This is a genomic window from Blautia parvula (assembly GCF_020215665.1).
GTDB lineage: Bacteria > Bacillota > Clostridia > Lachnospirales > Lachnospiraceae > Blautia > Blautia celeris.
Genome location: NZ_CP084061.1, coordinates 929,937 through 955,059 on the forward strand (window position 1 = coordinate 929,937; position 25,123 = coordinate 955,059).

The window sequence follows — 25,123 nt, forward strand, 5'->3', positions numbered from 1 at the left end:
TTTCTCTTTTATGATAAGACGCAGACAAGAAGAAAGGAAGTAGGGATATTGTATGGATACGAAGATCATGATCAAAAATCTGAGTAAAAATTATGGGAAAAAGCAGGCTCTGAAAAATGTGGACCTTACCATCCGCCAGGGTATGTTCGGCCTTCTGGGACCTAACGGTGCCGGCAAGACGACGCTTATGAAAATCATAGCCACTCTGCTGCAGAAGACAGAAGGAGATGTGCGCGTATGCGGCATTGATATTAACAATGACAGGGAAATCCGGCGGATCATCGGGTATCTGCCCCAGGACTTTTCCATGTACGGAAACATGTCCGTGTACGAGGCCATGGATTATCTCGGCGTATTGTCCGGGCTGTCCAGGCAGCAGAGAAAGGATCGAATACCGTCTCTGCTTGAACAGGTGAATCTGACAGATGATGTAAAAACAAAAGTGCGCGCCATGTCAGGCGGGATGCGAAGAAGACTCGGCATTGCCCAGGCGCTGATTCATGATCCTAAAGTGCTGATCGTGGATGAACCCACTGCGGGACTTGACCCGGAGGAGCGGGTGCGTTTCCGCAATCTGCTCAGTGAGACGGCAAAGGACAGGGTGGTCATCCTGTCTACACATATTGTAGGGGATGTGGAGGCTACCTGTGAGGATATCGCCGTTCTGAACCGGGGGTGCGTGCTTTTCCAGGGGACAGTCACAGAGCTTCTGGAGGAAGCCAGCGGCAGGATATACAGCGCCCAGGTGTCCAGAATGGAACTGGAGAGTATCCGGAACAATTATACAGTCACCAGTATAATGATGCAGGGAAATCATGCGTATGTCCGCCTGATCTCTGATGAAAAACCTTTCGCTGATGCACAGATATGCGATGCCAATGTGGAGGATGCCTATATGTATCTGATGCAGGAGGAGAGGAGGGGAAAATAATGTTTTTTAAACTCTTTGCCAAAGAATGCGGACAGATGTTAAAAAGCCTGATCTATTACCTGTTTCTGGCTGCAGTCGTGTTCTTCTATGTAAGTCAGGTGGGAAGCTTTACCACCTATTCGGAACCTTTAAAGGGACAGGAGGAGAGCTATGGTATAAAAGCAAGTTCTGATAAGCAGCAGATCATGGGAGCCACGCTGGCCTTACTTGCGGGAGAGTATGAGGCGAACAGTTACACGGCTTATCCGGTGGGATTTTATAAAAATGTAGTTCTGACAAAAGAAAAACAGGAGAAGATTCATCAGATTCTCATGGACTGTACCGGTCTGGAAGAAGGCTACACAGATGCCATACGTGAGTCATCAGAGGAGGCGCCGCAGACAGAGGACAGTTCTTATATACAGATCGCAGGAATCAATCCGCCGCTTCTGCCGCCCGCAGAGGATCTGTCCTATGACAGGTTTTTGAGATATATGACAAAAGCGGATAAGATCATCGGAGGAGGTTCCAGCTACGCTTCTGATAATGTGAAAAATAATGCCAAGACGTATGCCACATACGAGGATGCGAAAAAAGTATATGACGCCAGCCTGTACACGGACCGTATTTCCAGAGGAAAGGCAAGGCTGTTCTGTGATTATATGGGCATTGTCCTGGGACTACTCCCTGTATTTCTGGCGGTTACCAGAACACTCCGTGACAAACGTTCCATGGCACAGGAAGTGATCTATGCCAGGAGAGCGTCCTCTGTGACCATTATCGCGGCCCGGTATTTTTCAGCCATGTTCTTGACGATCATGCCGCTGTTTCTGCTGTCTTTGACACCTATGCTGCAGTGTATCTACTATGGACACCAGCTTGGTGTGTCCGTGGATGTGCTGGCCTTTGGAAAATATATTCTGGGATGGCTTCTTCCGGAAACCGCCTTTGTACTGGCCTGCGGATTCTTCCTGTCTGAGTCAGTGGGAGGGCCTGCAGCCATACTGGTGCAGGTGGTCCTCTGGATGGTGAGCATCAGCACAGGCGGAACCAAGCTTGTCGGCACGGTAGGATGGAATCTGATACCCAGGTTTAACAATGACCAGGCCACAGATGTATGGCTGTCCGTGTTCGGGCAGATGGTCAGGAACCGGCTTCTGTATGCCGGGCTTGCTCTGCTTTTTATGGCAGGTACGGTGTTTATTTATCACATGAAGCGGAAAGGAGTGCTGGGCGGACGTGGAAAGAATTTTATCCATAGAAATAGAACACTTTAAAAACCATTATGCGGGGCATTTGGCAGCAGCTCTTCTGCTTAGTCTGCTGGCTCCCGTGATCATGGGAATGGAGGCGCTGAACCAGTATCAGGCAGGCCAGATTCTGGATGTGTACTTTTCCCTGCTGGGGATCGTGCTTCTGACACCGCTTTTTATGCCGGAGCAGAATAAGGATATCCGGGATCTGCTGGCGAGCAGGGAGTATCCGCTGAGAAACATCCAGCTTCTGCGCCTGCTGCAGGCAGTTGTCATTCTGGCAGTGCTGAACCTGCTGGTCTTATTTCAGATGAAACTGGGGGAGTGCACCTTTCCTTTTGGAACTTATTTTTGGTGCGCCATGGCGAACTGTCTCTTTCTGGGGGGCCTTGGCATCTTCACTTACGGGATCACGGACCATCTGGTGATTGCCTATATGATACCGGTATTTTATTATATCTGCTGCTACGGCGCAGGACAGAAATATCTGGGTAAATTTTATCTGTTCTCTCTCATGACCGGTGATCTGGAAAATAAGATATGGCTGGGGACAGCAGGCATTTTGCTGACTGCAGCAGGTATTGTGATAAGAAACAGAAAGAAATAGAACTGTAAAAGCCGCTTCTGACAGGCTAATCCTGTTGGAATGCGGCTTTTTCTGTTGTCAGTTCAGGGACATCCATACATCCTACATAGCGGCCTACGCGGCGGTATTGGTAATAATCTGTGACCGAAATATCGTCAATTGTCCCGTTTAAGGATTTCAGGAGGACATTTTTATGATTTTTATAAAATCTTCCGATGAACAGCAGGCCGTTATGGAGCACCATCCATATTTCGCCGTTTTTGGGGCGGAGGCAGTCATTGCGGTGGAAGCCTAGGACAGAATTTCTGAAGAATTTAGGCTCCAGCAGATCGGTTCGTATCCAGACAAGAAAGGTGCAGTCCTCTGTCAGCGGATTTTTATCTACCGTCACGTTATGCGTCTTAACACTGTCAAATTCGGCCCAGCCGTTAACAATATTGGTGAATTCATAACACCTCAGGGTCATCTTTTCATTGGTTTTCAGACGTGTCATACGGTCGTATTCCAGATCAATGACATATTTGATATATTCCTTCTGACAGACGGGCAGTTGTTTGAAACGGCGGAGATATTCTTCGTAATCATAGGGAATGGTGACAGGCCGCCCTGAAAATTCATCCAGTGAGCAGTTGAGGGCCGTGGCTATGGCAGACATGGTTTCAAATCCCGGATTGGCGGTGATGCCGCTTATGATTTTTGAAAGTGTTCCCACAGGGATATTACTGATAAGGGACAGCATCTCAATGGTATAACCCTGTGCCTTCATGATTTCTTTGATTTTTTTATTGTTCATGTTCCGTTCCTTCCAAATATGGAATAATATGGCAGCAAGCTGCGTTGACAAGTATATGCCGGTTTCATATAATAGAAACATTCGTGTTTTACTGAGCCACTGAGAAATATTCTATTTGGGAGGAAATATACCATGAATCGTGAAAATTTTCAAGAACTGATGTCTGAGGGAAGGCTGCTGGAGATAGCTCTGCAATATCTGCTGGAGTCAGAAACCCAGGAGAAAAAGGAAAGGCATACAGAACATATAACCGGTTACATTCAGGAACGAATGGAAAAGGATGTGGGGGCATGTACAGGGGTCCTGCTGAACAGGCTGGGTATCACTCCGAATCTGAAAGGGCATACATATCTGAGGAAAGCCATCGAACTGGAGGTGGAAAGCAACAGCAGCATGGAGGGTATGATGAAATGTCTGTATCCCCAGGTAGCTGCTGACTGCAACGCGTCACCAGCCAGTGTGGAGCGGAATATCCGCCACGCCATAGAGGTGATGTGGGAGCGGGGCAACCAGGAGCTTTACCGGGAAATTACAAACCATTATGTGCAGAAACGTCCCAGCAACGGACAGTTTATCACTTCCATTGCCGCATATTTCCGGGACGGACGGATATTTATACACTGAAAGACAAAAACTTAGTATAAACTTAATAAATTCTCAACGATTTCCTGGTATGATAGCGAAAGGAGGAGGATTAGAAATGACAGAAAAGATACTGGTAGTGGATGACGAGAAAGAGATTGCTGATCTGGTAGCGCTTTATCTGGAAAATGAGAATTATCAGGTCTATAAATATTATACAGCAGAGGAGGCAGTGGCCTGTATTGAAAGGGAAAAGATAGACCTGGCCCTGCTGGATATTATGCTTCCCGGTATGAGCGGTCTGGAAATATGCAGAAAGATCAGGGAAACATACACATTTCCTGTGATCATGCTGACCGCAAAGGGGGAGGAACTGGATAAGATCACCGGCCTGAGCCTCGGAGCTGACGATTATATCACAAAGCCATTCCGGCCTCTGGAGCTGGTGGCAAGAGTGAAGGCCCAGCTCCGCAGGTATAAGAGGTACAACTCCGGTTATGAAGCGGATGCAGATATTCTGGAGCATTCCGGCCTTGTGCTGAATATCAGGACACATGAATGTACACTGGATGAAAAACCTCTTTCCCTGACACCTACAGAATTTTCGATCCTGCAGATTCTGTGCAGGAAGAAGGGAAAAGTGGTGAGCGCGGAGGAATTGTTCCATGAGATCTGGGGTGATGAGTATTTCAGCAAGAGCAATAATACCATAACAGTGCATATCCGCCACCTGAGGGAGAAGATGAATGACTCTTTTGAGAGTCCGAGATATATCAAGACAGTCTGGGGGTATGGATATAAAATTGAAGGATAAGATTTTGTTTCTTTTAAAAATTATCATTGGCGCCTGTGTGATATTTATGATATGTTTCGGTATTTTTTATGTTGTGGATATTTACGGGAACGGCCTGGTGCTGGACTGGATCGCTGACAAATTTGTATCCACTTCCGTGCAGACCAATACAACGACAGGAGCGGAGTTTTACAAACAGGAGATTTCCTGGTTCGCGGTGAAAGATTTTCTGCTGAAGTGTTTTTGTATCGTTTCGCTATTTATTTCAGCAGTTATCTATTTTACCATTCATTTCTATACAAAGCGTAAAGTGGCAGACACAGAAAAAGAAGCGGGAAAGCTGATCCGCAGGTATATGGATACTGAAAATGCCCGGGCGGAAGATGTGTTTGCACAGCAGTACGCAGAGATCGGAACGGAGATGGAGCGTGTAAAGTCGGTCATGCGGCATCACGAACAGGTATTGAAAGAGGAAAACAGGCGCAAGAGCGATCTGCTGACATATCTGGCCCATGACCTGAAGACTCCGCTTACCTCTGTGATGGGGTATCTGAGCCTACTTAACGAGGCGCCGGATATGCCGGAGGCACAGAAGGAAAAGTATGTGGGGATTGCTTTTGACAAGGCCTGCCGTCTGGAAAGCCTTTTAAATGAGTTTTTTGAGATCACCCGCTACAACCTACAGGAGATACCCCTGGAAAAAGAGACCATTGACCTGTATTATATGCTGGTGCAGATGATGGATGAATTTTATCCGATTCTCACTGCCCACGGAAATACAGCAGAGCTGCGCGCAGATGAGGAACTGAAACTGTACGGAGATTCGGAAAAGCTGGCAAGGGTCTTTAACAATATCCTGAAAAACGCTGTGGCGTACAGCTATCCGGACACAGTGATCCGGATCACTGCCCGGGAGGCAGGGGAAAATATGGAGATTTCTTTTGCAAATAGGGGAAAAACCATACCAAAGCAGAAGCTGGAATCCATCTTTGAGAAATTCTTCCGTCTGGATGAGGCTCGGGGCAGCAACACAGGAGGCGCAGGGCTGGGACTGGCGATCGCAAAGGAGATCGTGGAACAGCACGGAGGAACCCTGCGGGCAGAAAGCAAAGATGAACTGACGGTATTCTATGTGTCACTCCCTCTTCGCCAATCCTGAAAAATGGCAGCATCTTAGGATTTTCTTAGGAAAATATCAACTGAATATTAAAGTAAAGAACTCCCCGGACAGATATAATGTCATTAAGAACAGGGGAGTTCTTTATATATACGCAGAGAGGAAGTGCTGACCTAATGGAAAAGAGAGAGAAGACGGCCAAAAGGATGACAAAAAGACAGAGGAGGAGAAGGCAGAGAAGGAGGCGGATACTGGCGGCAGTGATGCTGTCCGTGGTTTTGTTAGGCTTTTCTGCATATTTTGTTTTGGGACAGGACAAAGGGGAGATGTCTTCATGGACAGAGCAGACTGATACAGAAAGCCTGAAAGGGATCAACAGCAGAAATGCCATTCTGGAGGAGCTTAAGACAGGGAAGATATTGGCGGATAAAGGGGCAGATGACAGAATCTATCCGGCATCCCTGACCAAGATCATGACAGCGGTTCTGGCAATCGAAAATATTCCGGATCTTAAGGAGAGCATAACAGTCCCGGAGAGCATATTTCCCGGCCTCTACGCGGAAGGGGCGTCCATGGCCGGGTTTTGCCCGGGGGAAGAGGCTGTGGGGACAGATCTTCTCTACGGGGTGCTGCTTCCCTCAGGTGCGGAATGCTGCCTGGCTTTTGCCGACCGAATCGCCGGTTCGGAGGAGGATTTTGTGAAAATGATGAATGATAAGGCCGGAGAGCTGGGAATGGAGCATACGCATTTTACCAATTCCACGGGGCTTCAGGATGAGAACCATTATTCCACAGTGAGGGACATCTCTGTACTGCTTCGGTACGCTCTGGAATCGGATACCTTCCGCCGGGTATTTACCAGCAGCAGCCACAGCACCAATCCATCGGCATGCCATCCGGATGGATTTACCTTTGTCAGCACCATGTTCCGGGAGATGAACAGCGCGGCAGTGTCAGGCGGCGAGATCCTGGGAGGAAAGACAGGATACACCAAAGACGCGGGACTCTGCCTTGCCAGTCTCGCAGTCATAGACGGAAAAGAGTACATTCTTGTGACGGCTCATGCAAGGGGAGACCATGAGACGAAGCAGTATCATGTGGAAGATGCGGTGAAGATATACAGTCAAATAGGGAAATGAAGTATGGTTCCCAAAGTGCAGAAAAAATCAGAGAGTGTAAATTCTCTGATTTTTTCTGCATTTCATAATTAAATAAATATGGAAAGTAAACTTGACATTGTGGGAAAGAGTGCTATAATTAATGCATGGAAAGCAAACTTTCCATATTGAGGTGATAACATGAAAAACCGGCTGGAAGAATTGAGAAAACAAAGGGGAATCAAACAGGAAGAACTGGCGGAGGCAGTGCAGGTATCCCGTCAGACAATAGGTTCTCTGGAAAATGGACGATATAATCCGTCTATCCTGCTGGCATTTAAGCTGGCAGGATATTTTGGAGTCACAATTGAAGATATTTTCATATATGAGGAGGATGCAGAATGACGAAAAAAGAAAGAAACAGACATTTTATTAACATTTCAATCGGATGTGTTCTTTTTATCCTCGGAATTACCGGAATATCGGATGAATATTATGCGTTAATGGCATGTGTCGGGGGAGCCACATTTTTTGCAAACGGAGTACTTCCCTTTTTTTCAAATTTTTATTATCGGTCGCCGAAGCGAAGAAAGAAGTATGAAGAACGGCTTCATAAAAGAAAGATTAACTACATTGACGAACGTAAAAAGTTTCTTCGTGACAAAGCAGCCCACGTGTCGTATATGTTCATGTGGATGATTTTACTTCTTCTGGCCTTCATACTCACTCTGTTGAAGGTGGAATGGTGGGTGGCGGCAATGCTGGCAGGGCTCAGTGTACTGCAGTATCTCATTGCCAGTGTGGCCTTTTTCTATCTGGAGCGAAAAATGTAAAGAAAGGCTTGAAATGTATATCCGGCTGTGATATGCTGTCACCAGTATATAAAGAGAGGTGCTACGATGAGAAAATAATCTATTTTTTAAAAACATGCGGAACTGGAAGAACGATACCATGGGTATCGGAGGTTTGTCATGTTATCAGAAGATAGATTATATTCATCCAATACAAGCTTAGCTGCAGTGACAGCAGGAGAGAAATCGATACTCTTACTGTCTGCATAAGGTTATGCTGCGCGCCTTTTTAAGATGTGGTCATATTCCGTAAATTGATTGAGCGTGTATGGAAAGCATGGATATAAAAAATCGTCTGGTAACAGGCGATTTTTTTATGGCGGCAGAATGGCAGAGAGCAGCATTCTGCGCCCACTGGGAGAGTGATCTATTATGGCAAAAATAAGCGCATCGGGATTGACTTTTTGTTACGACGGAAGTTATGACGACATATTTTATGAGGCATCCTTTATCATGGATACCAATTGGAAACTTGGCCTGATCGGACGAAACGGCAAGGGCAAGACCACACTGCTCAGGCTTTTGATGGGGCAGTATTCCTACAGGGGAAGTATCAGCAGTTCGGTTTTATTCGATTATTTTCCTTTTCAAATACAAAAGGAGGATATGGAGCGTGATACGATAGAAGTGATCGAACGCATACAGCCTGACTATGAGCTGTGGAGAATCTGCAGGGAACTGGAACTTCTGCATGTGGAGGCAGATATTCTCTACCGTCCGTATCAGACACTGAGCCACGGAGAGCGAACAAAGGTCATGCTGGCAGTGCTTTTTTCCAGGGAAAATTATTTTCTGCTCATTGATGAGCCGACGAATCACCTGGATATGGAGACCAGAGAGCTGTTGTGTGCGTACCTGAACAGGAAGAAGGGATTTATACTGGTATCCCATGACAGATGGCTGCTGGATTCCTGTATTGACCACGTGCTGGCCCTGGAGCGGAATCAGATCGAGGTGGAAAAAGGAAACTTTACTTCCTGGTGGGAGAATAAGCAGAGAAGAGACCAATATGAGATATCAGAAAACGAAAAGCTGAAACAGGAGATCAAAAAGATGGAGGAATCCGCCAGAAAGGCTTCTGCCTGGGCAGAGAAGGCGGAAAACACCAAGATTGGTTTTAATCCTTTGAAGGAACATGACAGGTTCCTGGACACAAGAGCTTACATCGGGGAAAAAGCCAGGCGCATGCAGCAGAGAAGAAAGAACCTGGAGCGCAGGCAGCAGACTGCCATCAGAGAAAAGGAACAGCTTTTAAAAAATCTGGAGCAGCCCGCACAGCTCAGACTGACACCCCTTACCCATCACAAGGAGACCTATATCAGAATAAAGGATGCTTCTGTTTCTTACGGCAGCCATCAGGTGATCCGAAACTTCAGTATGGAGCTGAAACGTGGAGAACGCATTCTGCTGCAGGGAAAAAACGGCTGCGGAAAATCCAGTATTCTGAAAATGATCCTGCGCGACGCAGGCATGCGCCTTCCCGGGGAAAAGGATTTCTGTGTACAGGGACAGCATGAGCTGGCAGCGGGGCTGGAAATTTCTTATATCAACCAGGATACTTCCTTTTTAAGGGGCAGTCTGGATGCGTATATAGAGCGGGAATCCCTGGACGGCAGCCTTTTCAGGGCAATTCTGCGGAAGCTGGATTTTGAAAGGATACAGTTTGAAAAGCCCATGGAGGAGTATTCAGAAGGCCAGAAGAAGAAAGTCCTCATAGCCTCCAGCCTTCTGAAGCCGGCCCATCTCTACATTTGGGATGAACCTATGAACTACATTGACATATTTTCCAGAATGCAGATTGAGGAACTGATCCTGGAGTATGAACCAACCATGCTGTTGGTTGAGCATGACAGGGATTTTGGAAACCGCTGTGCCACGCAGGTGGTCACAATCTAGAGCCTGAGATTCAGCTCGGCAAACTTTTCTGTGAGTATTCCTGTGGACCAGTCGTACATCTGGGTGGTTTCATACTGCCTGTAGGTGTACTCCTGGGCAACCAGTACCATCAGATAGATATCATACCAGAGGGCCCGGAGCTGTTCCTCTGGTGTTAAGCATTCCTTACCGTACCCCTGAAGAAAATCCGGGTCCTGTCCGTAGGTGCGGAAGCCCACTTCCATAAGCGGGTCAGCCCAAAGACTGCGTTCCCAGTCAATGAGGCCGGAAATCCTGCCGTTTTTCACGAAGATGTTGCCGTCCCATAAGTCCCAGTGAACCAGGCAGGGTACCGTAACCTGTTCAAACAGGGACCTGCTGTTTTCAAGAAAGCTTCTGAGGGTTGGGACGGGGATTTTCAGATCCACAGACATGGCCTTGGCGTCGGAAAAGGCCATGTCCATCATGCGGCAGAAGACCGTGTACCAGTCGTTGCCCTGCATTTGGGGCTGGCCGATATAGCCGAAGGACTCCCCGGTGATGCTGTTTATTTTGCGGTTGAGCATTCCGGTATCCCTGCGAATCTGTTTTTTGACGGATTCCGGTACGGAATCTGCCAGGGAGAAGAGACTGTTTCCTTCCAGTTTTTCCATGAAAAAATAGGGGGAGCTGCACAGGGTGAGACTGTCATCAAAAAAGAAGATTTTTGCCACAGGCACATCTGTTTTCTCGGCGGCAAGTCTCATAGCAGCCACTTCACTGTACATGATATTCTTTTCGTAGGACATGATACAGGCATCCCTTGGGGGTGCTATTTTTAAAACGGATTCCCGTCCGCTGTCAAAACGCAGAAGATAAGCCACATTAAAATATCCTTCCGTAAGTTCCAGAATCTCTGTACAGGTTTCACCGGGAAAGGCTTTTTGTGCCATTTGATTCAGCGTTTCAGCGGACTGTGTGTTTTTTGTCATACTTTTCATATTGATACCTCACATTTGTTTTTTTGGTATATCCGGACGGCCCAGGCAGCAGTCACAAGATCACCTGCCGCGCATGCAGCCCAGAGAACGGTTATATTTCCTAAAAAGCCGGCAGCAAGCAGGATGGGAAGCTGGATCAGGCAAATACTTCCGATGGAAAGAAGGAAGGCCGTCCTTGCATTTCCGGTTGACTGGAAATAAGCTGCGGCTGTCTGGACAAAGCCTTTCACACAAAAGGAAAGGCTCATGATCCGCAGAGCCTGCATTCCGATCCTGCGGATTTCTTCCTGGTCTGTGAAGAAGCGGAAGATAAGGCCTGCTCCGGCCAGGGAAAGCAGGGTGATGGCAAGGCCATAGAAAAAGTCAGCCTTCAGGGCACACCGGACCGTATCCCGGACTCTTTTGTAGTTTCTGTCCCCGTAATTGTAGCCGATAATGGGCTGGATGCCCTGCATGATACCGGTAAACGGTGTGAAGAGGACAGAGGTGATGCGGCTTAAAATAGAGTAAGCGCCAAGGGCCATGGCACCGCCTGCTGCAACCAGCATATGGTTGAATACGGCAATGATAAAGCTGCTGCCCAGGTTATTCAGAAAGGAGGGCAGGCCCACAGAGACGATTTCCCCTGCCAAAGCTCTGTGAAAGCGGATATGGCGTAGGGAAATCCTGCAGGGTGTCTTCTTCCGTATAAAGAAATAATACAGGCTGGTAAGCATGGAAACAGCCTGGGAGGCCAGAGTTGCCAGGGCAGCTCCGGATATTCCCATATGAAAGACATAGATGAAAAGCGGGTCCAGCACCATATTCAGCAAAACAGGTAGAGACCACTGCAGGGTGGAATAGGAGATGTCTCCGTTGGCCCGCATTACGCCGGAAAATCCGGTGCTTATAATGGTTCCTGCCAGCAGAATCCTGCCGTAGTCACGTATGTAGGGCAGAATCTGCCCGGAGGCGCCCAGAAGTCTGACCAGAGGCTCGAACAGGCCAAGGCCCGCAAGCGTGACCAGCCCGGCGCAGATGAGCCAGAGAAAGAACATGCAGCCAACAGCGTCGGCAGCCTTCTCCTTTTCCTTTGCACCAAGCTTTCTGGACAGCACAGAGCCGGTTCCTGAGCCGACTGTGGTGGTGATGCCCCCGATCAGGACGGTCACAGGGGAGAAGACGCCGACGGCTGCGCTTGCATACCCGCCCACACCCCGGGACACATAGAAGGCATCGGTCAGGCCGTACATGCTGTATAAGATCAGGGAAAATGTGGTCTGGGAGCACATAGTGAGCAGCAGGCTTTTCAGCGGCTGCTGTCCCAAACGGTTTTCTGTCAATCATATCACCGCCTTAATAGGATTTTTTGTAACTGTTCAGCCAGGTCTGCGCATTTACTGCGCTGACCGTGTATAAGACCGGTTACGTTCTCTTTATGGTATCAGTATACAGAAAAATATTTAAAATAGCTATAGCCTGTACAACCAATCTGCAAAAAAGGAGGTATTCATGAATACGATCAAGATAACAGGCGCCTGGGAGGGCTGCCTGAAAAACATTTCCCTGGAAATACCGAAGAATAAACTGGTGGTTTTCACCGGATTGTCAGGATCCGGAAAATCCACGCTGCTGATCGATGTCCTGTACAATGAATGTCAGAGACAGTATCTGGAAGCCATGGCCTTTCAGGGAATAAACAAACCGAAAGTGGAGCGCATACAGGGCGCGTCCCCCGCCATTGTGATACAGCAGACAGCCTCAAACCGCAATCCGCGCTCCACAGTGGGAACCATGACAGATGTCTATACTGACCTGCGGATGATCTATGAGAAGCTGGGGGTCAGGACTTGTCCCCACTGCGGCAGCGTGATCTCCTCCTCTTCATGTAAGGAGGAGACTGAGAAAAAAGGAAATGATTTTTATGTTTATATGTACTGCAGTACGTGCGGCAGAAGGATGGATAAGATCACACGCACCTATTTTTCTTTTAACACCAGGGAGGGCGCATGCCCGGCCTGCGAAGGCCTGGGGAAGATACATTCCATAAAAAAGGAACGGGTGACAGACGAGTCCCTGTCCCTGGAGGACGGAGCGGTACGTTTTTTTGAAAAACAATATGGAAAATACCAGTGCTCTGTACTGAAAAAGGCCTTTGCCCACTATGGGCTTGACCAGGACTTAAGTGTACCTGCAGAGCGGTTTAGCCGGGAACAGAAAGCGGTTTTGTACGAGGGAGCTGACAGCAGCGCGGTAAAAGCGCTTTTTCCGGACCGCGAACCGCCGAAAAGTGTCACGCAGGGCAGGTTTGAGGGGATTTACCCTATTTTGTGGAGACGTCTGGCAGAAAAAAACGGAGATACAAAGCAGCTCGGGGAATATTTTGACGTGGTGGAGTGTCCCCGGTGTAAAGGAGAAAGGCTTGGAGAGATCAGCCGGAAGGTGACTGTGCGGGGCATCCGTCTGCCGGAGCTTTCCCTCTTTTCCCTGGAAAAATTATACGGATGGGTGCAGGAGCTGCGGAGTTTACTGACAGAGCATGAAAAAGAATTTGTAGATGCCTATCTGCTTGATATAGAGACAAAGCTTGGACGTTTTATGAAGGTGGGGCTTGGATACCTGTCCTTAGATAGGCAGATCCTTACACTGTCCGGAGGGGAGATGCAGCGTCTCCGGCTGGCTGCAGCGCTGGATTCGGAGCTGTCCGGTATTCTATACATTCTGGATGAACCCACTGCAGGACTGCATCCGAGAGATACAGAGGGGCTGCTGGCAATCCTGAAAAGGCTCCGTGATATGGGAAATACGGTGCTTGTCATAGAACATGATGTGGATGTTATGGCAGGCGCGGACTATGTGATGGATATGGGTCCGGGTTCAGGGAAATACGGCGGGGAGGTGATCGCCGCAGGTACTATCGCTGAGATCATGCAGCAGAGCGCCTCTGTGACCGGAACCTATCTGCAGAACCCCCAGCCCGGGAAGATGAGATTCAGGGCGCCTGACGGAGCTGTCCGGATCGAGAATGCGGATATTTTTAATCTGAAACATGTGTCTGTGGAGATTCCCACAGGGTGCCTGGTCTCCGTCACCGGCCCTTCAGGTTCGGGAAAATCCACGCTTATCTTTCAGGTGCTTGCAAAGGGGAGAACCGATGCGCAGCAGAACCGTGTCACAGGGCTTGAGCAGTTTGACAGGATCGTGGAGACGGACCAGTCGGCACTTGCCAGAATGAAACGGTCCAATGTGGCAACATTTTCAGAGGTTTATACAGAGATCAGGAATGTTTTCGCCGGCACGGAGGATGCAAAAAAGGCCGGTTTCTCAGCAAAACATTTTTCCTTTAACACACCGGGAGGCAGATGTGAAAACTGCGGAGGGATGGGATATGTGGAGAATAACATGCTGTTTTTTGCTAACACGGAAGTGGTCTGCCCGGTGTGTAACGGCAACCGGTTTGACAGGGATGTGCTGGCTGTGACTTACCGGGGATATTCCATTAAGGATATTCTGGATATGTCCGTAGATGAGGCGCGCCATGTCTTTGCAGACCATAAAAAAATCTTAAGGATATTGGCGCTGCTGCAGGATGTGGGGCTTGGTTATCTGCAGCTTGGGCAGTCGCTGACCACCTTGTCCGGCGGCGAAGGGCAGCGGCTGAAGCTGGCTAAGGAGCTGATCGAAAACCGTGGGAATAACCGGTGTCTGTATTTAATGGATGAGCCTACTACTGGGCTTCATCCGAGAGATATTGAACATTTTTTGGTACTTTTAGAACGGCTGACAGATGCCGGGAATACTGTCGTTGTGGTGGAGCATAACCAGCAGCTCATCAGAAACAGTGACTGGGTGATCGACCTTGGGCCGGAAGGCGGGGAAAAGGGCGGATTCGTGATTTTTGAGGGAACGCCGGAGGCCATGAAAGCCTGTGCTGCCAGTGTTACGGCAAAATATCTCTGAATTAAAAAAATCCCCTGAAAGCCGGTAGAATACAGCCGGTTTTCGGGGGATATGGTATGTCAGAATTCTGCTTTTTTAAAGATGCCGAAGCTTATCCGGTACATGGCTGCCGTCCACAGAAGGAGGACAAGAGGAGAAATGCAGGTGAGCAGAAGGACAACGCTGTCTGTAAGCTCAATACCAAAACTTCTCAGAAGATAATACAGTCCCAGGCAGAGCAGTACGGGAAGCAGAAAGGCGGCGAGCATAAGTGTGCGGGCTTTTTCCGCTCCGAATTTAAAAAGCAGGGGAATGACAAGACTGCCGAGAAAGAAGGAAATCGCCACGCCCGCAAGGCAGACTGCCAGCAGTTCCTGCCATTCAGATGCGGAGGTGATATGAAATCTGCCGATTATGGCGCTGCCTGCGATTCCCAGGACACCGCCGAATACCGTGCCAAACAGACAGAAGCAAAGAAGGATCACAAATTTGCTGAGGACCAGGTCTTTTCTTGAGATTGGCATGATCATGGCGTATTTTTCCCATTTGGCGTTCTCATCGAAGCTGAATGTGGTGACAACCATCATGGCGCAGAGGATGCAGCATGTGATGACATAGGCCGCGGCGCCGCCCTGCGGGATCGTGATGAACAGAAAGATAAAGAGCATCAGGACCAGGGCTTTCATATTATGCATGATATTGTATATATCTTTTAAGATCAGACTCTTCATGACAGGACATCCCCCTTTACATACAACAGAAGTATATCATCAATAGTTGCGTTGTCTATGACAAAATCTTTATATCTGCGCGCAGCTTTCTCTCTGTCGGCAACCAGTACATCCCACTGGTAATCCTTCTTTCTGCAGGCTAAAATGTCTTCTTTATCCAGCTTTTCAAACTGGGAGGAGCTGCAGCGGATGATACCGTAACGGTAGATCAGTTCGTCCTTTTCTTTGTCGAAAATAATTTTCCCGTTGTGTAAAAATGCAATATAGTCAGCCACCTTTTCCAGGTCCGTGGTAATATGGGAGGACATGAGAATGGAATGGTTCTCATCCTGGACAAAATCCAGGAACACATCCAGGATATCATCCCGCATCACCGGGTCAAGACCGCTTGTGGCCTCATCCAGAATGAGGAGTTTTGGGTCATGGGAGAGGGCGGCTGCGATGCTGAGCTTCATTTTCATTCCTTTTGAAAAGGTTTTGATCTCCTTATCTGCAGGGAGGGCAAACTGTTTCAGGTAGTCATGGTAGGTTTGGGTATTCCATTTTTTATAGGCGGCTGCGGAAATTTTTTCAATCTTGGCCGGTGTGAGGGATTCGTGGAAATGGATTCCGTCAAATACAACCCCGATATCTTCTTTCATGTCTTTTCTGTCTTCCGTCAGCTCTTCTCCGAAGAGGCGGACGGTTCCGTCATCCTTTCGGATCAGATCCAGGATCCCTTTCAGAGTGGTGCTTTTTCCCGCGCCGTTTTCTCCGATCAGCCCCACAATGGTTCCCCTTGGAACCGAGAATGATATATGGTCCAGCGTAAAATCAGGATACTGTTTTGTCAGATTCTCCACTTGTAAAATTGGCTTCATAGTTATTCCTCCTCCTCATAAAAAATAGATAAAAGTTCGGTCAGTTTGTCAAGCGGGATCCCGCTTGTGCGTCCGATATCCGCGGCAGCCTTCAGGTGTTCCTCTGCCTGGCGCTGCTGTTCTTCCTGATAAAAATCTTTGTTTCTGGCGGACACAAAGCTTCCTCTGCCTACCGTTGTCTCAATAAAACCGTCTCTTTGAAGATCTTCATAGGCTTTCTGAACCGTAATGACACTCACATGCAGAGATTTCGCCAGTGCCCGCATGGAGGGGATCGGCTCGCCGGTCTCTAATTCCCCGCTCATGATCAGAGCTTTTATCTGGGAAGTAATCTGTTCATAGATGGGCTTGCTTGTATTGCTGCTGATAATGATCTCCATGTATCAGGTCCTTTCTGTTTTATAGTGTACTTGTTGTATAAGTACATTATAGACACATGATAACATACTGTCAAGCATTTTCTGAATCGGACGCAATACAGGATAGAAGCGCTTTCTGGGGTGCAGGCAGAAACTTGTCCCTGTGCCATACAGCAAACAATTCATTTTCCAGAGAAAGCCCATCTACGTGAAGAGGAATCAGGGTACCCTTTTCCAATTCATCCCTTACCAGAAGATCGGGAAGGACCGTGATGCCAAGCCCGGCTTTAGCCGCTTCTATGAGGGCAGGGGAATTGACGCTTACCCACAGAGGGTGTACGGAATGGCCCAGGAGCAGGAGCGTGCTGTCCAGCACATCGCGGATGGCACTTCCCTTTTCTCGCAGAAGCAGATTTTCTGAACAGAAGGTTTCCATATCCATGGAGGTATGTATACAGGGATATTGGGGAGCGCAGACGATCTGAAGCGGGTATCTGTCAAAAGAAACGTGGGAAAATGGCCCCTGGGGAACAAAGCCTTCCAAAAGAGCCAGGTCCGCCTTTCCGCTTCGCAGAGTCTCCAGTGCGTTGGCAGCGCTCACCACCTCCACCTGTACCGTCACATCGGGCCACTGCTTCCGGAAGGAGGCAAGGATGGACGGAAGCCAGTGGATCGCAATGGTGATGCTGGATACCACATGGATGGGAGCCTGTTTTTCCAGGCTTTTTATGCGGCTGTCCAGGGACTCACAGGCAGCCAGTACTGGAAGGATTTCTTCCAGAAGCAGTTCTCCGCTTCTGGTGAGCTGGACACGTTTGGAGAGCCGGTCAAAAAGTGCGGTCTGGGCGTATTCCTCTAACTCCCGGATGGCGTGGGAGACGGCGGACTGGGTGATGTATAGTTTCTGTGCGGCTTTTGTGAAATTTTTTGTTTCGCATACAGTCTTGAAGATGTAGAGATGGCGCAGTGTCATCATAAAGTGTTCCTCCCTGTTTTATCATGAATAAAATTAATGATTATGACAATATTATATCGTTTTACAGATTGCTGTACAAGGGTTATACTGTCTTCTTAGGGAGGATTTCAGTATGAGAGAGAAAATAAAACTATGGCTGTGGCTGGCCTGTATCAATCTGTTTATCAGCGCCTTTACCTTTGGAGGCGGATATGTGGTCGTGCCCATGATAAGAAAATATTTTGTTGAGAAAAAGCATCTGTTTGATGAGGAGGAGCTGATCCGCATGGCTGCCATTGCCCAGTCCACCCCGGGGGCGATCGCAGTCAATATGGCTTCTCTGGCGGGATACCGGGCGGCAGGGATGGTAGGGCTTGTCATCAGCGGTATCTGCTCTGTTATTCCGCCTCTGGTCATTTTATCGGTCGTCTCAAAATGGTATGCGGCGGTGGCAGCCAATACCGTCATAGCTGCTGTACTGAAAGGAATGCAGGCAGGTGTTGCCGCTCTTATTGTGGATTTTGTGGTGGATATGACACGGGCGGTGCTGAAGGAGCGTTCGCCGCTTTTGAGTACCATGACCGCTGTGGTATTTGCCATAAGCTTTCTGACAGATACCAATATTGCGGTGATACTGCTGGTGTGCTGCGGCCTTTGTGCCGGGCGTGTATGGTTCCGGAAGAGGGGTGAGATATATGGGTAGACTTCTGCAGCTTGCAGTGACATTTTTCCAGATTGGGCTTTTCAGTATCGGAGGCGGCTATGCCATCATTCCGCTCATACAGGAACAGGTGGTAGAGCGGTTCGCATGGGTTTCCCAGAAGACATTTACTGATATCATCACCATATCCCAGATGACACCGGGACCCCTGGCTGTAAATACATCCACATTTATCGGCATACAGATAGCCGGTATACCGGGAGCGGTTCTGGCAACCTTTGGGTGCGTGATTTCCGGCATCAGCATTTCCGCCTTTTTGTACCGGCTGTTTCAGCGCTATCATAAATCAGAGTATATTATGGAGATACTAAACGGACTGAAGGCGGCTTCTCTGGGACTGATCATCTCTGCCGCCCTGACCATCCTTCTTCTGTCCTTTACCGGTACATCAGTTATATCAGAAATAAAAACAGCGGACTGGACAGCAGCGGTAATCTTTCTGTGTTCCTTTTTCGTGCTGCGCAAATGGAAGGCAAACCCCGTAGCAGTCATGATCGGAACGGGAATCGTGGGAGGCGTAATCTATACACTTTTCTAATGCCGGGAAGAATTTTCAGACACACGCTGACGCAAGTATGATATAATGACAGCAACGAGCCAAGTGGGAGCTCGCTCACATTTGGCGACTGCGACAAGATCGTGATGCAATCACGATATAATGACAGCAACGAGCCAAGTGGGAGCCTGCTCACATTTGGCGACTGCGACAAGCGTTAGCAAGGGAGGCAGAATATGGATAAAAATTATGATGTGATCATTATCGGCGCAGGCCCTTCGGGAATCTTCTGTGCCTATGAATTAAAGCGCCAAAATCCGCGGCTCAAGGTCCTGATGATCGAAAAGGGAAGATGCATAGAAAAACGCCGCTGTCCCAAACGGACCACCAATGTCTGCGCAGGCTGCAAACCCTGCTCCATCACAACAGGGTTTGCCGGAGCAGGGGCATTTTCAGACGGTAAGCTCTCCCTGTCACCGGATGTGGGCGGCACGCTGCCGGAAATCCTGGGCTATGAAAAGGCGGAGAAGCTGATCCATGAGGCGGATGAGATCTACCTGAAGTTCGGAGCGGACAGGAAGGTATACGGAATAGATGACCAGGCAGCCATATGGGATATCCGTACAAAAGCCATCCGCGCCAATTTAAAGCTTATAGAATGCCCCATCCGCCATCTGGGTACAGAGGAAGGCTATAAGATCTATACACGCCTGCAGGAGCATCTTCTGGCGGAAGGCGTGGAAATTCTGTTTATGACCATGGTAAAGGATATTCTCATTGAGGACGGGAAAGTAAAAGGTGTGGTGACAGACAAACAGGAGACCTTTTACGCGCCCCAGATCGCAGCCGGTGTTGGCCGGGAAGGTTCGGAGTGGTTTGCAGGTGTCTGCAGCGGACATCACATAGAGACGAGAAACGGTACCGTGGATGTGGGTGTCCGTGTGGAAGTCCGGGATGAGATCATGAAGGAATTAAATGAAAAGCTGTACGAAGCGAAACTGGTCTACTATACCCCAACCTTTGATGACAAGGTGAGGGTTTTCTGTACAAACCCCTCCGGTGAAGTTTCAGCGGAATACTATGAGAACGGCCTGGCCGTGGTCAATGGTCATGCGTACAAATCCAAGGACAAAAAGACGCACAACACAAACTTTGCCCTGCTGGTTTCCAAGAATTTCACAGAGCCTTTCCGCTCTCCCATCGAGTACGGCAAGCACATTGCACAGCTCGGCAACATGTTAAGTGACGGAAAAATCCTGCTGCAGAGATACGGAGACTTTAAGAGAGGCAGGAGAACGACCGCTGAGAGGCTTACAAGAAACAATATTATCCCCACACTGAAGGATGCGGTTCCCGGGGATTTATCTCTGGTACTTCCCCACAGGATCATGGTGGCAGTGGTGGAGATGATCGAGGCGCTGGATAAGGTGACACCGGGGATTGCAAGCGATGAGACTCTGCTCTATGGGGTGGAAGTCAAATTCTATTCCAACAAAGTCCTGGTCAACACAGAATTTGAGACAAATATCAAAGGGCTGCGTTCCATGGGAGACGGCGCATCCATTACAAGAGGACTGATGCAGGCATCTGCCAACGGTCTGAGTACAGCGCGTGCCATATTAAAGACATTTGGGGAGCAGCAGGAAGGAGACAGGGCCAATGATGAGACTTCTGATCGCGGAAGATGATGAGGTGCTCAGAAGAGAGTTGTCCAGGGACCTGGAAAGCCATGGATATGAGACGGCGGTGCCTGAGCGCTTTGAAGATGTGGAGGATATTGTAAAAGAAGGGAAGGTCCATCTCGTTCTCCTGGATGTAACGCTTCCGGGAAGGGACGGATATGAGATATGCAGAAGTATCCGGCGCTTTTCCAGAATCCCCATTCTCTTTCTGACCAGCAGGGATACGGATATGGATGAGCTGTACGGCATGACCATGGGCGGGGATGACTTTGTCCGCAAGCCTTATAAAATGCCCATACTGCTTGCCAGAATTGAAGCCCTTATTCGCCGCAGCTACCCGGATGCGGGGACAGAGAGAGAAATCCTGTGGCAGGACTTCCGCTTACTGCCCGCCAAGGGAAAACTGTGCAGGGGAGAGCGGGAGGTCATACTGACCAGGCAGGAGACACTTCTCTTATCCTGCCTTTTTGCCCGTCCCGGTGAAGTGATCCGGAGAGTGGATTTTATAGAGGAGCTGTGGGACAACCAGGTTTTTATTGATGACAATACGCTCAGCGTCCATATGACCCGGCTCAGAGGGAAATTAAAGGAACTGGACGCAGGAGACCTGATCGTTACCCGGTACGGGCAGGGGTATTTGATATGAGCGGGCGTATGTATTGGCGGCAGCAGGCAGTACCTGTATTGGTGCAGGTGCTCTGCCTGTGTGCTGCCTCTTTGTATCTGCGGGCCCTTGGTCTTACATGGCTGCAGCTCATCCCTCTTGCAGGGGCCTATATGGGTGGTATTGTGCTGTGGAACCTGCTGCATTTTTTGAGAAAACGAAAGTATTTTCATAAAATGGCAGTTTTAATGGAAAGCCTGGATAAAAAGTATCTCTTTCCCATGGTATGGAAGGATGCGGATACCTGGGAGGAGGCAGGCTATTACTGTCTGATGAAAGAATGTACGAAATCCATGCTGGAGGAGACAGAGGAGGCCCAAAGGCTGCAAAAGGAATACCGGGAACGGCTGGAAACCTTTGTCCATGATATGAAGCAGCCTATTTCTGTAGTCTCTCTCATTGCGGGAAGGGAAAAGACGCAGGATAACAGGGCCATACTTCTGGAACTGGAAAAAATGAACCACCTCTCAGAGCAGATCCTGTATTTCGGGCGCAGTGAAAGCTCCCACTCGGACTTTCGGATACAGAAGGTGGATACAGGGGCGGTAATCCGGGAGTGCCTGTCCATGAACAAGCAGCTTCTGATACAAAACCGGGTTTCTCTGGATATTCCGGAGGACATACCAAAAGTCTATGCAGATGAGAAGGCACTTTTATTTGTTTTAAACCAGATCGTTTACAATGCGGTCACTTATAAAAAGGCAGGGGAGGTTCCCAAAATAGCCTTCTCCTTTCTCGCCGCCGGAGACAATAAGCTGCTCCTGCACATCCGGGATAACGGCTGCGGCATTTCTTCGGAAGACCTGCCCAGGGTTTTTGAGAAAGGATTTACAGGAAAAAACGGCAGGGAGAATCGCCGCTCTACAGGTATGGGGCTTTATCTGTGTAAAAAAATATGTGACGGGCTCGGCATTGGCCTTAGTGTCTGTTCCGAGGAAGGGGTCTATACCCGGTTCACCATCTGCCTTTCGATTCTTACGGAAAAGTAAGATTTCCGCAAGAATGTAAGATACATTGAAAAAAGCAGATATGATATTCTGTACCTGAGGTGATAAATATGGAACCATTACTGAATATTACACACGTCTCCAAATATTATGGGGAGAACGCAAATGTGACCAAGGCATTGGATGATGTCTGCTTTACGGTGGAACCCGGCGAATTTGTGGGGATTATGGGGGCCAGCGGCTCCGGAAAGACCACCATGCTCCAGTGTATCTCCACACTGGATGAGCCAACCGGCGGACAGATCCTGCTGGACAAAAAAGATATTACAAAGCTGACAGAGCGGGAGATCGCGCATTTCAGAAGCAAAAACCTGGGCTTTGTATTCCAGGAGTACAATCTTCTGGATACCCTGACTTTGGGGGAGAACATTGAACTGGCCCTGACCATACGCAGAGCGCCGAAGGAAGAGATCGGAAAGAAGGTGGAGGCGGTTGCCGGCAAGCTGGGAATCCTCTCTGAGCTGAACAAATTCCCCTATGAGGTTTCCGGAGGACAGAAGCAGCGCTGTGCCTGTGCCAGAGCCCTGGTCAATGAACCACGCCTGCTGCTGGCAGATGAGCCTACCGGGGCCCTGGATTCCGCATCCAGCGCCATGCTTTTGGAGACCATGGAGGAACTGAACCGGGATATGGGGATCACGATCCTCATGGTTACCCACGATGCATTTACAGCCAGCCACTGCAGCAGGATCCTTTTCCTTCGGGACGGGCGGATCTTCACAGAGATGCGGAAGGGGAAAAAAGACAGAAAAGCATTCTTCCAGGAAATCCTGGATGTGATGTCCATGTTAGGCGGTGATGTTGCCCATGTACGCTAAACTGGCTATACGAAATGTAAAACGGAGTATGGGGGACTATGCCATCTATGTGCTGACCCTTGTCCTGAGCATCACCCTGATCTTTGCCTATAACTCCCTGCTGTTTTCCGATGCCATAAATTCCTTCAGCAAGCTGATGCGGCCTATGATGTCCATTCTCGTATGCGTGACGGTGATGGTGGTGCTGATTCTGGGATGGCTGATCACTTACATCACTCATTTTATCTTTGAGCAGAGAAGCCGGGAATTTGCCTGTTATATGACCATGGGGATGGAGCGTCCGGCCATGAGCCGCCTTTTTCTCATTGAACAGCTTTTGATCGGCAGTGCGGCGCTGGCAGCAGGCATTCTGCTGGGAAATGTCTTTTATCTGGCACTTAGCCAGGTGATTTTTAAAATGTTTGACAGATCCTATTATATGGACCTGTCCTTTCAGTTCCCGGCGATTGGTCTGACAGTCCTGTGCTTTTTTCTTATGTTTGTATTCTGCCTTTTCAAGCAGAACCGGATTCTTAAAAAAGTGAAAATAAAGGAACTGATGAATTACAGCAGGCAGAATGAAGGCGGAGGGGCAAAAAGCGGAAAACACATCCGATTAAAAATGACAGGAGCCGTGGCCCTGGGATTACTGGGCCTGATTTGTCTGTATGTGGCGTTTACTGTAAGAATTGATGTATTTTCAGGCTTTGCCAACATGTTTCTTATGGCAGCAGGTATTATTCTGCAGGGGGCAAGTCTTATGCTTTTTTACCGGCATCTTGCCAACTGGATACTGCTTCGGTATAAAAAGAGCAGAAAGAGGCTGCATCATCTCAATATCTTTTTCTACCGCCAGCTTACGGCCCGTCTGAACACCAACGGCAGACAGTTGGGGGTCCTATCCATTTTGCTGCTGTTCACCTTTATGGGGCTGGGAGGCGCCTCCTTTATGGCAAATGCCTATGAGGACGCCCTGGAGAAAACGGTGCCCTTTGACGTGGAAGTTACACAGCATTACGGCAGACTGGATGCAGAGACATGCCGGAGTTTTGTGGGAAAACACAGCGAGATTACAGAAGACCTGGCCTATGACATCTATCAGATGGAGGACAGCACCATCATCGTGGAAATGCTCGGCCGCAAGCAGGAGGAAGTGGAGGGATTCGAGGATTGGGCGGCGGAGACCAATATGGACCGCTGCATTCGATTATCGGATTACAACAAACTCAGGGAACTGCTCGGGAAGAAGCCCATCTCTCTTTCTGAGGATGAATACGCGATCCAGACCCAGGAAACCTATTATAAAAAGAAGCTGGAGAAGGCAGAACGCACCCTTTTAACAGGGGGCAGAAAATACCGTCTAAGCGAAGTGCTGGAAGGGCCTTTTGCGCAGGCTAATATGAATGAGAGCGGATTCGGCACGAGCACTATTCTGATTCTGCCGGATGCTGCCTGTGCTTCCATGACACATTCCAGAGGATGTTATGTGGCAATGGTAAAGGACAGAGAGGACACGGATTATCAGGATGCCCTTCAGAAAACCATAGAAAAGACCGCAGGCCACGACGGCCCCAGCTTTATTATGGCGTGTACCTATAAAGGCCAGAAGCAGGAGCTGCAGTCTATCTATATGATGACAGCCTTCATCTGCTGTTATGCTGCATTTATCTGCATCTTTATCTGTGCCACAATTCTGGCAGTACAGCTTTTGAGCAGCAGCAGGAAATACCGTTATCAGTATGACCAGTTAAGAAGAATGGGGACCACAGACACCGAGATCCGAAAACTTACGGTAAGGCAGAGCGCCGTGTATTTCTTTCTTCCCATGGCACTTCCCCTGTTTTTCCTGTTTCTCTATATGGCCGGCATCGGTTTGGCCTTTCCGGTTCAGCGTAGTATGCTCATTGCCTCCTTTGGGGCAGCAGTGGCGATCTTTCTGGTGGTGTACGGGTGTTATCTGCTGGTCACCTGTCTGCAGTACCAGAAAAATGTGCTGAAAGGCACAAAGCAGTACCACCTCCGTGATTTTGTTCTGAATGACAGGAAATAGATTGTATTTTCTGCGGAAAAAAGTTATAATGAATCTGTAGTATGTT

25 protein-coding genes are annotated in these 25,123 nt (G+C 48.7%); 18 read left to right on the forward strand and 7 right to left on the reverse strand.

All coding sequences use genetic code 11. From position 1 onward, the window contains the following. Positions 1 to 52: 52 nt before the first annotated feature. Genes LC508_RS04480 through LC508_RS04490 form a run of 3 tightly spaced genes read left to right on the forward strand, consistent with a single transcriptional unit; the run spans position 53 to position 2,770 of the window. Positions 53 to 931, forward strand: coding sequence for an ABC transporter ATP-binding protein (locus tag LC508_RS04480; RefSeq protein WP_054353227.1), 879 nt, complete (start codon positions 53 to 55; stop codon positions 929 to 931). Further along, positions 931 to 2,187, forward strand: a complete 1,257-nt coding sequence (locus tag LC508_RS04485; protein WP_103732032.1) for an ABC transporter permease — start codon at positions 931 to 933, stop codon at positions 2,185 to 2,187. Before LC508_RS04480 ends, LC508_RS04485 begins: the two co-directional genes overlap by 1 nt. Beyond that, on the forward strand, positions 2,150 to 2,770 hold the full coding sequence (locus LC508_RS04490; RefSeq protein ID WP_103732031.1) for a hypothetical protein: 621 nt from the start codon (positions 2,150 to 2,152) through the stop codon (positions 2,768 to 2,770). Before LC508_RS04485 ends, LC508_RS04490 begins: the two co-directional genes overlap by 38 nt. A gap of 25 nt (positions 2,771 to 2,795) precedes the next feature. On the opposite strand, the gene LC508_RS04495 is transcribed toward LC508_RS04490, so the two are convergent. Beyond that, positions 2,796 to 3,542 carry a helix-turn-helix domain-containing protein gene (locus tag LC508_RS04495; RefSeq protein ID WP_033139588.1) on the reverse strand — a complete coding sequence of 249 codons (747 nt, stop codon included), beginning with the start codon at positions 3,540 to 3,542 and terminating at the stop codon, positions 2,796 to 2,798. Positions 3,543 to 3,674: 132 nt separating this feature from the next. Between LC508_RS04495 and LC508_RS04500 the strand changes: the two genes are divergently transcribed. From LC508_RS04500 to abc-f, 7 genes are all read left to right on the forward strand, one after another. Further along, positions 3,675 to 4,166, forward strand: coding sequence for a sporulation initiation factor Spo0A C-terminal domain-containing protein (locus LC508_RS04500; protein ID WP_103732030.1), 492 nt, complete (start codon positions 3,675 to 3,677; stop codon positions 4,164 to 4,166). A gap of 76 nt (positions 4,167 to 4,242) precedes the next feature. Beyond that, a complete protein-coding gene (gene vanR, locus LC508_RS04505) occupies positions 4,243 to 4,938 on the forward strand; it encodes a VanR-ABDEGLN family response regulator transcription factor (protein ID WP_054353234.1) in 696 nt (231 codons plus the stop codon). Then, positions 4,916 to 6,076: a sensor histidine kinase gene (locus LC508_RS04510; RefSeq protein WP_103732029.1), complete on the forward strand. Its 1,161-nt coding sequence runs from the start codon at positions 4,916 to 4,918 to the stop codon at positions 6,074 to 6,076. Before vanR ends, LC508_RS04510 begins: the two co-directional genes overlap by 23 nt. Before the next feature lie 134 nt (positions 6,077 to 6,210). Beyond that, positions 6,211 to 7,173, forward strand: coding sequence for a D-alanyl-D-alanine carboxypeptidase family protein (locus LC508_RS04515; RefSeq protein WP_225305316.1), 963 nt, complete (start codon positions 6,211 to 6,213; stop codon positions 7,171 to 7,173). A 159-nt stretch (positions 7,174 to 7,332) separates the two neighbouring features. Continuing rightward, positions 7,333 to 7,536 (forward strand): helix-turn-helix transcriptional regulator, encoded by a 204-nt coding sequence (locus LC508_RS04520; RefSeq protein WP_033139591.1) that lies wholly within the window; start codon positions 7,333 to 7,335, stop codon positions 7,534 to 7,536. Next, entirely contained in the window at positions 7,533 to 7,964 is a 432-nt protein-coding gene (locus LC508_RS04525; RefSeq protein ID WP_033139592.1) for a hypothetical protein, read from the forward strand. The genes LC508_RS04520 and LC508_RS04525 overlap by 4 nt, the downstream gene beginning before the upstream one ends. Positions 7,965 to 8,354: 390 nt before the next feature. Beyond that, positions 8,355 to 9,878, forward strand: a complete 1,524-nt coding sequence (gene abc-f, locus LC508_RS04530; protein ID WP_103731652.1) for a ribosomal protection-like ABC-F family protein — start codon at positions 8,355 to 8,357, stop codon at positions 9,876 to 9,878. Here the strand turns inward: abc-f and LC508_RS04535 are convergent. Then, a complete protein-coding gene (locus LC508_RS04535) occupies positions 9,875 to 10,837 on the reverse strand; it encodes a phosphotransferase family protein (RefSeq protein ID WP_033139594.1) in 963 nt (320 codons plus the stop codon). The genes abc-f and LC508_RS04535 overlap by 4 nt on opposite strands. Continuing rightward, positions 10,834 to 12,159 carry an MATE family efflux transporter gene (locus LC508_RS04540; protein WP_103731653.1) on the reverse strand — a complete coding sequence of 442 codons (1,326 nt, stop codon included), beginning with the start codon at positions 12,157 to 12,159 and terminating at the stop codon, positions 10,834 to 10,836. Before LC508_RS04540 ends, LC508_RS04535 begins: the two co-directional genes overlap by 4 nt. Before the next feature lie 169 nt (positions 12,160 to 12,328). On the opposite strand from LC508_RS04540, the gene LC508_RS04545 reads away from it, so the two are divergent. Then, positions 12,329 to 14,776 (forward strand): ATP-binding cassette domain-containing protein, encoded by a 2,448-nt coding sequence (locus LC508_RS04545; protein WP_103731654.1) that lies wholly within the window; start codon positions 12,329 to 12,331, stop codon positions 14,774 to 14,776. Between the two features lie 59 nt (positions 14,777 to 14,835). Here LC508_RS04545 and LC508_RS04550 read toward each other — a convergent pair whose 3' ends face one another. From LC508_RS04550 to LC508_RS04565, 4 genes are all read right to left on the reverse strand, one after another. Further along, a complete protein-coding gene (locus LC508_RS04550) occupies positions 14,836 to 15,486 on the reverse strand; it encodes an ABC-2 transporter permease (RefSeq protein WP_033139597.1) in 651 nt (216 codons plus the stop codon). Continuing rightward, on the reverse strand, positions 15,483 to 16,346 hold the full coding sequence (locus tag LC508_RS04555; RefSeq protein WP_103731655.1) for an ABC transporter ATP-binding protein: 864 nt from the start codon (positions 16,344 to 16,346) through the stop codon (positions 15,483 to 15,485). Before LC508_RS04555 ends, LC508_RS04550 begins: the two co-directional genes overlap by 4 nt. A 2-nt stretch (positions 16,347 to 16,348) precedes the next feature. Beyond that, positions 16,349 to 16,726, reverse strand: coding sequence for a GntR family transcriptional regulator (locus LC508_RS04560; RefSeq protein WP_033139599.1), 378 nt, complete (start codon positions 16,724 to 16,726; stop codon positions 16,349 to 16,351). 70 nt (positions 16,727 to 16,796) lie between these two features. Then, positions 16,797 to 17,681 (reverse strand): LysR family transcriptional regulator, encoded by an 885-nt coding sequence (locus LC508_RS04565; RefSeq protein WP_225305317.1) that lies wholly within the window; start codon positions 17,679 to 17,681, stop codon positions 16,797 to 16,799. 112 nt (positions 17,682 to 17,793) lie between these two features. On the opposite strand from LC508_RS04565, the gene LC508_RS04570 reads away from it, so the two are divergent. The 7 genes from LC508_RS04570 (at position 17,794) to LC508_RS04600 (ending at position 25,077) form a co-directional block, all read left to right on the forward strand. Continuing rightward, positions 17,794 to 18,363, forward strand: a complete 570-nt coding sequence (locus tag LC508_RS04570; RefSeq protein WP_054353238.1) for a chromate transporter — start codon at positions 17,794 to 17,796, stop codon at positions 18,361 to 18,363. Next, positions 18,356 to 18,919, forward strand: a complete 564-nt coding sequence (locus LC508_RS04575) for a chromate transporter (protein WP_033139601.1) — start codon at positions 18,356 to 18,358, stop codon at positions 18,917 to 18,919. The genes LC508_RS04570 and LC508_RS04575 overlap by 8 nt, the downstream gene beginning before the upstream one ends. A 194-nt stretch (positions 18,920 to 19,113) precedes the next feature. Then, positions 19,114 to 20,565, forward strand: a complete 1,452-nt coding sequence (locus LC508_RS04580; protein WP_033139602.1) for an NAD(P)/FAD-dependent oxidoreductase — start codon at positions 19,114 to 19,116, stop codon at positions 20,563 to 20,565. After that, complete coding sequence (locus LC508_RS04585) at positions 20,537 to 21,205, forward strand: response regulator transcription factor (RefSeq protein ID WP_033139603.1); 669 nt, start codon at positions 20,537 to 20,539, stop codon at positions 21,203 to 21,205. Before LC508_RS04580 ends, LC508_RS04585 begins: the two co-directional genes overlap by 29 nt. After that, complete coding sequence (locus tag LC508_RS04590; RefSeq protein ID WP_033139604.1) at positions 21,202 to 22,212, forward strand: sensor histidine kinase; 1,011 nt, start codon at positions 21,202 to 21,204, stop codon at positions 22,210 to 22,212. The genes LC508_RS04585 and LC508_RS04590 overlap by 4 nt, the downstream gene beginning before the upstream one ends. A gap of 68 nt (positions 22,213 to 22,280) precedes the next feature. Then, on the forward strand, positions 22,281 to 23,048 hold the full coding sequence (locus LC508_RS04595; RefSeq protein WP_033139605.1) for an ABC transporter ATP-binding protein: 768 nt from the start codon (positions 22,281 to 22,283) through the stop codon (positions 23,046 to 23,048). After that, on the forward strand, positions 23,038 to 25,077 hold the full coding sequence (locus tag LC508_RS04600; protein WP_158587356.1) for an ABC transporter permease: 2,040 nt from the start codon (positions 23,038 to 23,040) through the stop codon (positions 25,075 to 25,077). Before LC508_RS04595 ends, LC508_RS04600 begins: the two co-directional genes overlap by 11 nt. The last annotated feature ends 46 nt before the right edge of the window (positions 25,078 to 25,123 follow it).

What these genes read in the sequence shown, in the direction of transcription:
- LC508_RS04485 (WP_103732032.1), top strand. Translation starts at nt 931, where the DNA reads ATGTTTTTTAAACTCTTTGCCAAAGAATGCGGACAGATGTTAAAAAGC.
- LC508_RS04595 (WP_033139605.1), top strand. Translation starts at nt 22,281, where the DNA reads ATGGAACCATTACTGAATATTACACACGTCTCCAAATATTATGGGGAG.
- LC508_RS04545 (WP_103731654.1), top strand. Translation starts at nt 12,329, where the DNA reads ATGAATACGATCAAGATAACAGGCGCCTGGGAGGGCTGCCTGAAAAAC.
- LC508_RS04480 (WP_054353227.1), top strand. Translation starts at nt 53, where the DNA reads ATGGATACGAAGATCATGATCAAAAATCTGAGTAAAAATTATGGGAAA.
- LC508_RS04560 (WP_033139599.1), bottom strand. Translation starts at nt 16,726, where the DNA reads ATGGAGATCATTATCAGCAGCAATACAAGCAAGCCCATCTATGAACAG.
- abc-f (WP_103731652.1), top strand. Translation starts at nt 8,355, where the DNA reads ATGGCAAAAATAAGCGCATCGGGATTGACTTTTTGTTACGACGGAAGT.
- LC508_RS04565 (WP_225305317.1), bottom strand. Translation starts at nt 17,681, where the DNA reads ATGATGACACTGCGCCATCTCTACATCTTCAAGACTGTATGCGAAACA.
- LC508_RS04590 (WP_033139604.1), top strand. Translation starts at nt 21,202, where the DNA reads ATGAGCGGGCGTATGTATTGGCGGCAGCAGGCAGTACCTGTATTGGTG.
- LC508_RS04510 (WP_103732029.1), top strand. Translation starts at nt 4,916, where the DNA reads ATGGATATAAAATTGAAGGATAAGATTTTGTTTCTTTTAAAAATTATC.
- LC508_RS04550 (WP_033139597.1), bottom strand. Translation starts at nt 15,486, where the DNA reads ATGAAGAGTCTGATCTTAAAAGATATATACAATATCATGCATAATATG.
- LC508_RS04555 (WP_103731655.1), bottom strand. Translation starts at nt 16,346, where the DNA reads ATGAAGCCAATTTTACAAGTGGAGAATCTGACAAAACAGTATCCTGAT.
- LC508_RS04580 (WP_033139602.1), top strand. Translation starts at nt 19,114, where the DNA reads ATGGATAAAAATTATGATGTGATCATTATCGGCGCAGGCCCTTCGGGA.
- LC508_RS04525 (WP_033139592.1), top strand. Translation starts at nt 7,533, where the DNA reads ATGACGAAAAAAGAAAGAAACAGACATTTTATTAACATTTCAATCGGA.
- vanR (WP_054353234.1), top strand. Translation starts at nt 4,243, where the DNA reads ATGACAGAAAAGATACTGGTAGTGGATGACGAGAAAGAGATTGCTGAT.
- LC508_RS04520 (WP_033139591.1), top strand. Translation starts at nt 7,333, where the DNA reads ATGAAAAACCGGCTGGAAGAATTGAGAAAACAAAGGGGAATCAAACAG.
- LC508_RS04500 (WP_103732030.1), top strand. Translation starts at nt 3,675, where the DNA reads ATGAATCGTGAAAATTTTCAAGAACTGATGTCTGAGGGAAGGCTGCTG.
- LC508_RS04495 (WP_033139588.1), bottom strand. Translation starts at nt 3,542, where the DNA reads ATGAACAATAAAAAAATCAAAGAAATCATGAAGGCACAGGGTTATACC.
- LC508_RS04585 (WP_033139603.1), top strand. Translation starts at nt 20,537, where the DNA reads ATGATGAGACTTCTGATCGCGGAAGATGATGAGGTGCTCAGAAGAGAG.
- LC508_RS04515 (WP_225305316.1), top strand. Translation starts at nt 6,211, where the DNA reads ATGGAAAAGAGAGAGAAGACGGCCAAAAGGATGACAAAAAGACAGAGG.
- LC508_RS04535 (WP_033139594.1), bottom strand. Translation starts at nt 10,837, where the DNA reads ATGAAAAGTATGACAAAAAACACACAGTCCGCTGAAACGCTGAATCAA.
- LC508_RS04575 (WP_033139601.1), top strand. Translation starts at nt 18,356, where the DNA reads ATGGGTAGACTTCTGCAGCTTGCAGTGACATTTTTCCAGATTGGGCTT.
- LC508_RS04600 (WP_158587356.1), top strand. Translation starts at nt 23,038, where the DNA reads ATGTACGCTAAACTGGCTATACGAAATGTAAAACGGAGTATGGGGGAC.
- LC508_RS04570 (WP_054353238.1), top strand. Translation starts at nt 17,794, where the DNA reads ATGAGAGAGAAAATAAAACTATGGCTGTGGCTGGCCTGTATCAATCTG.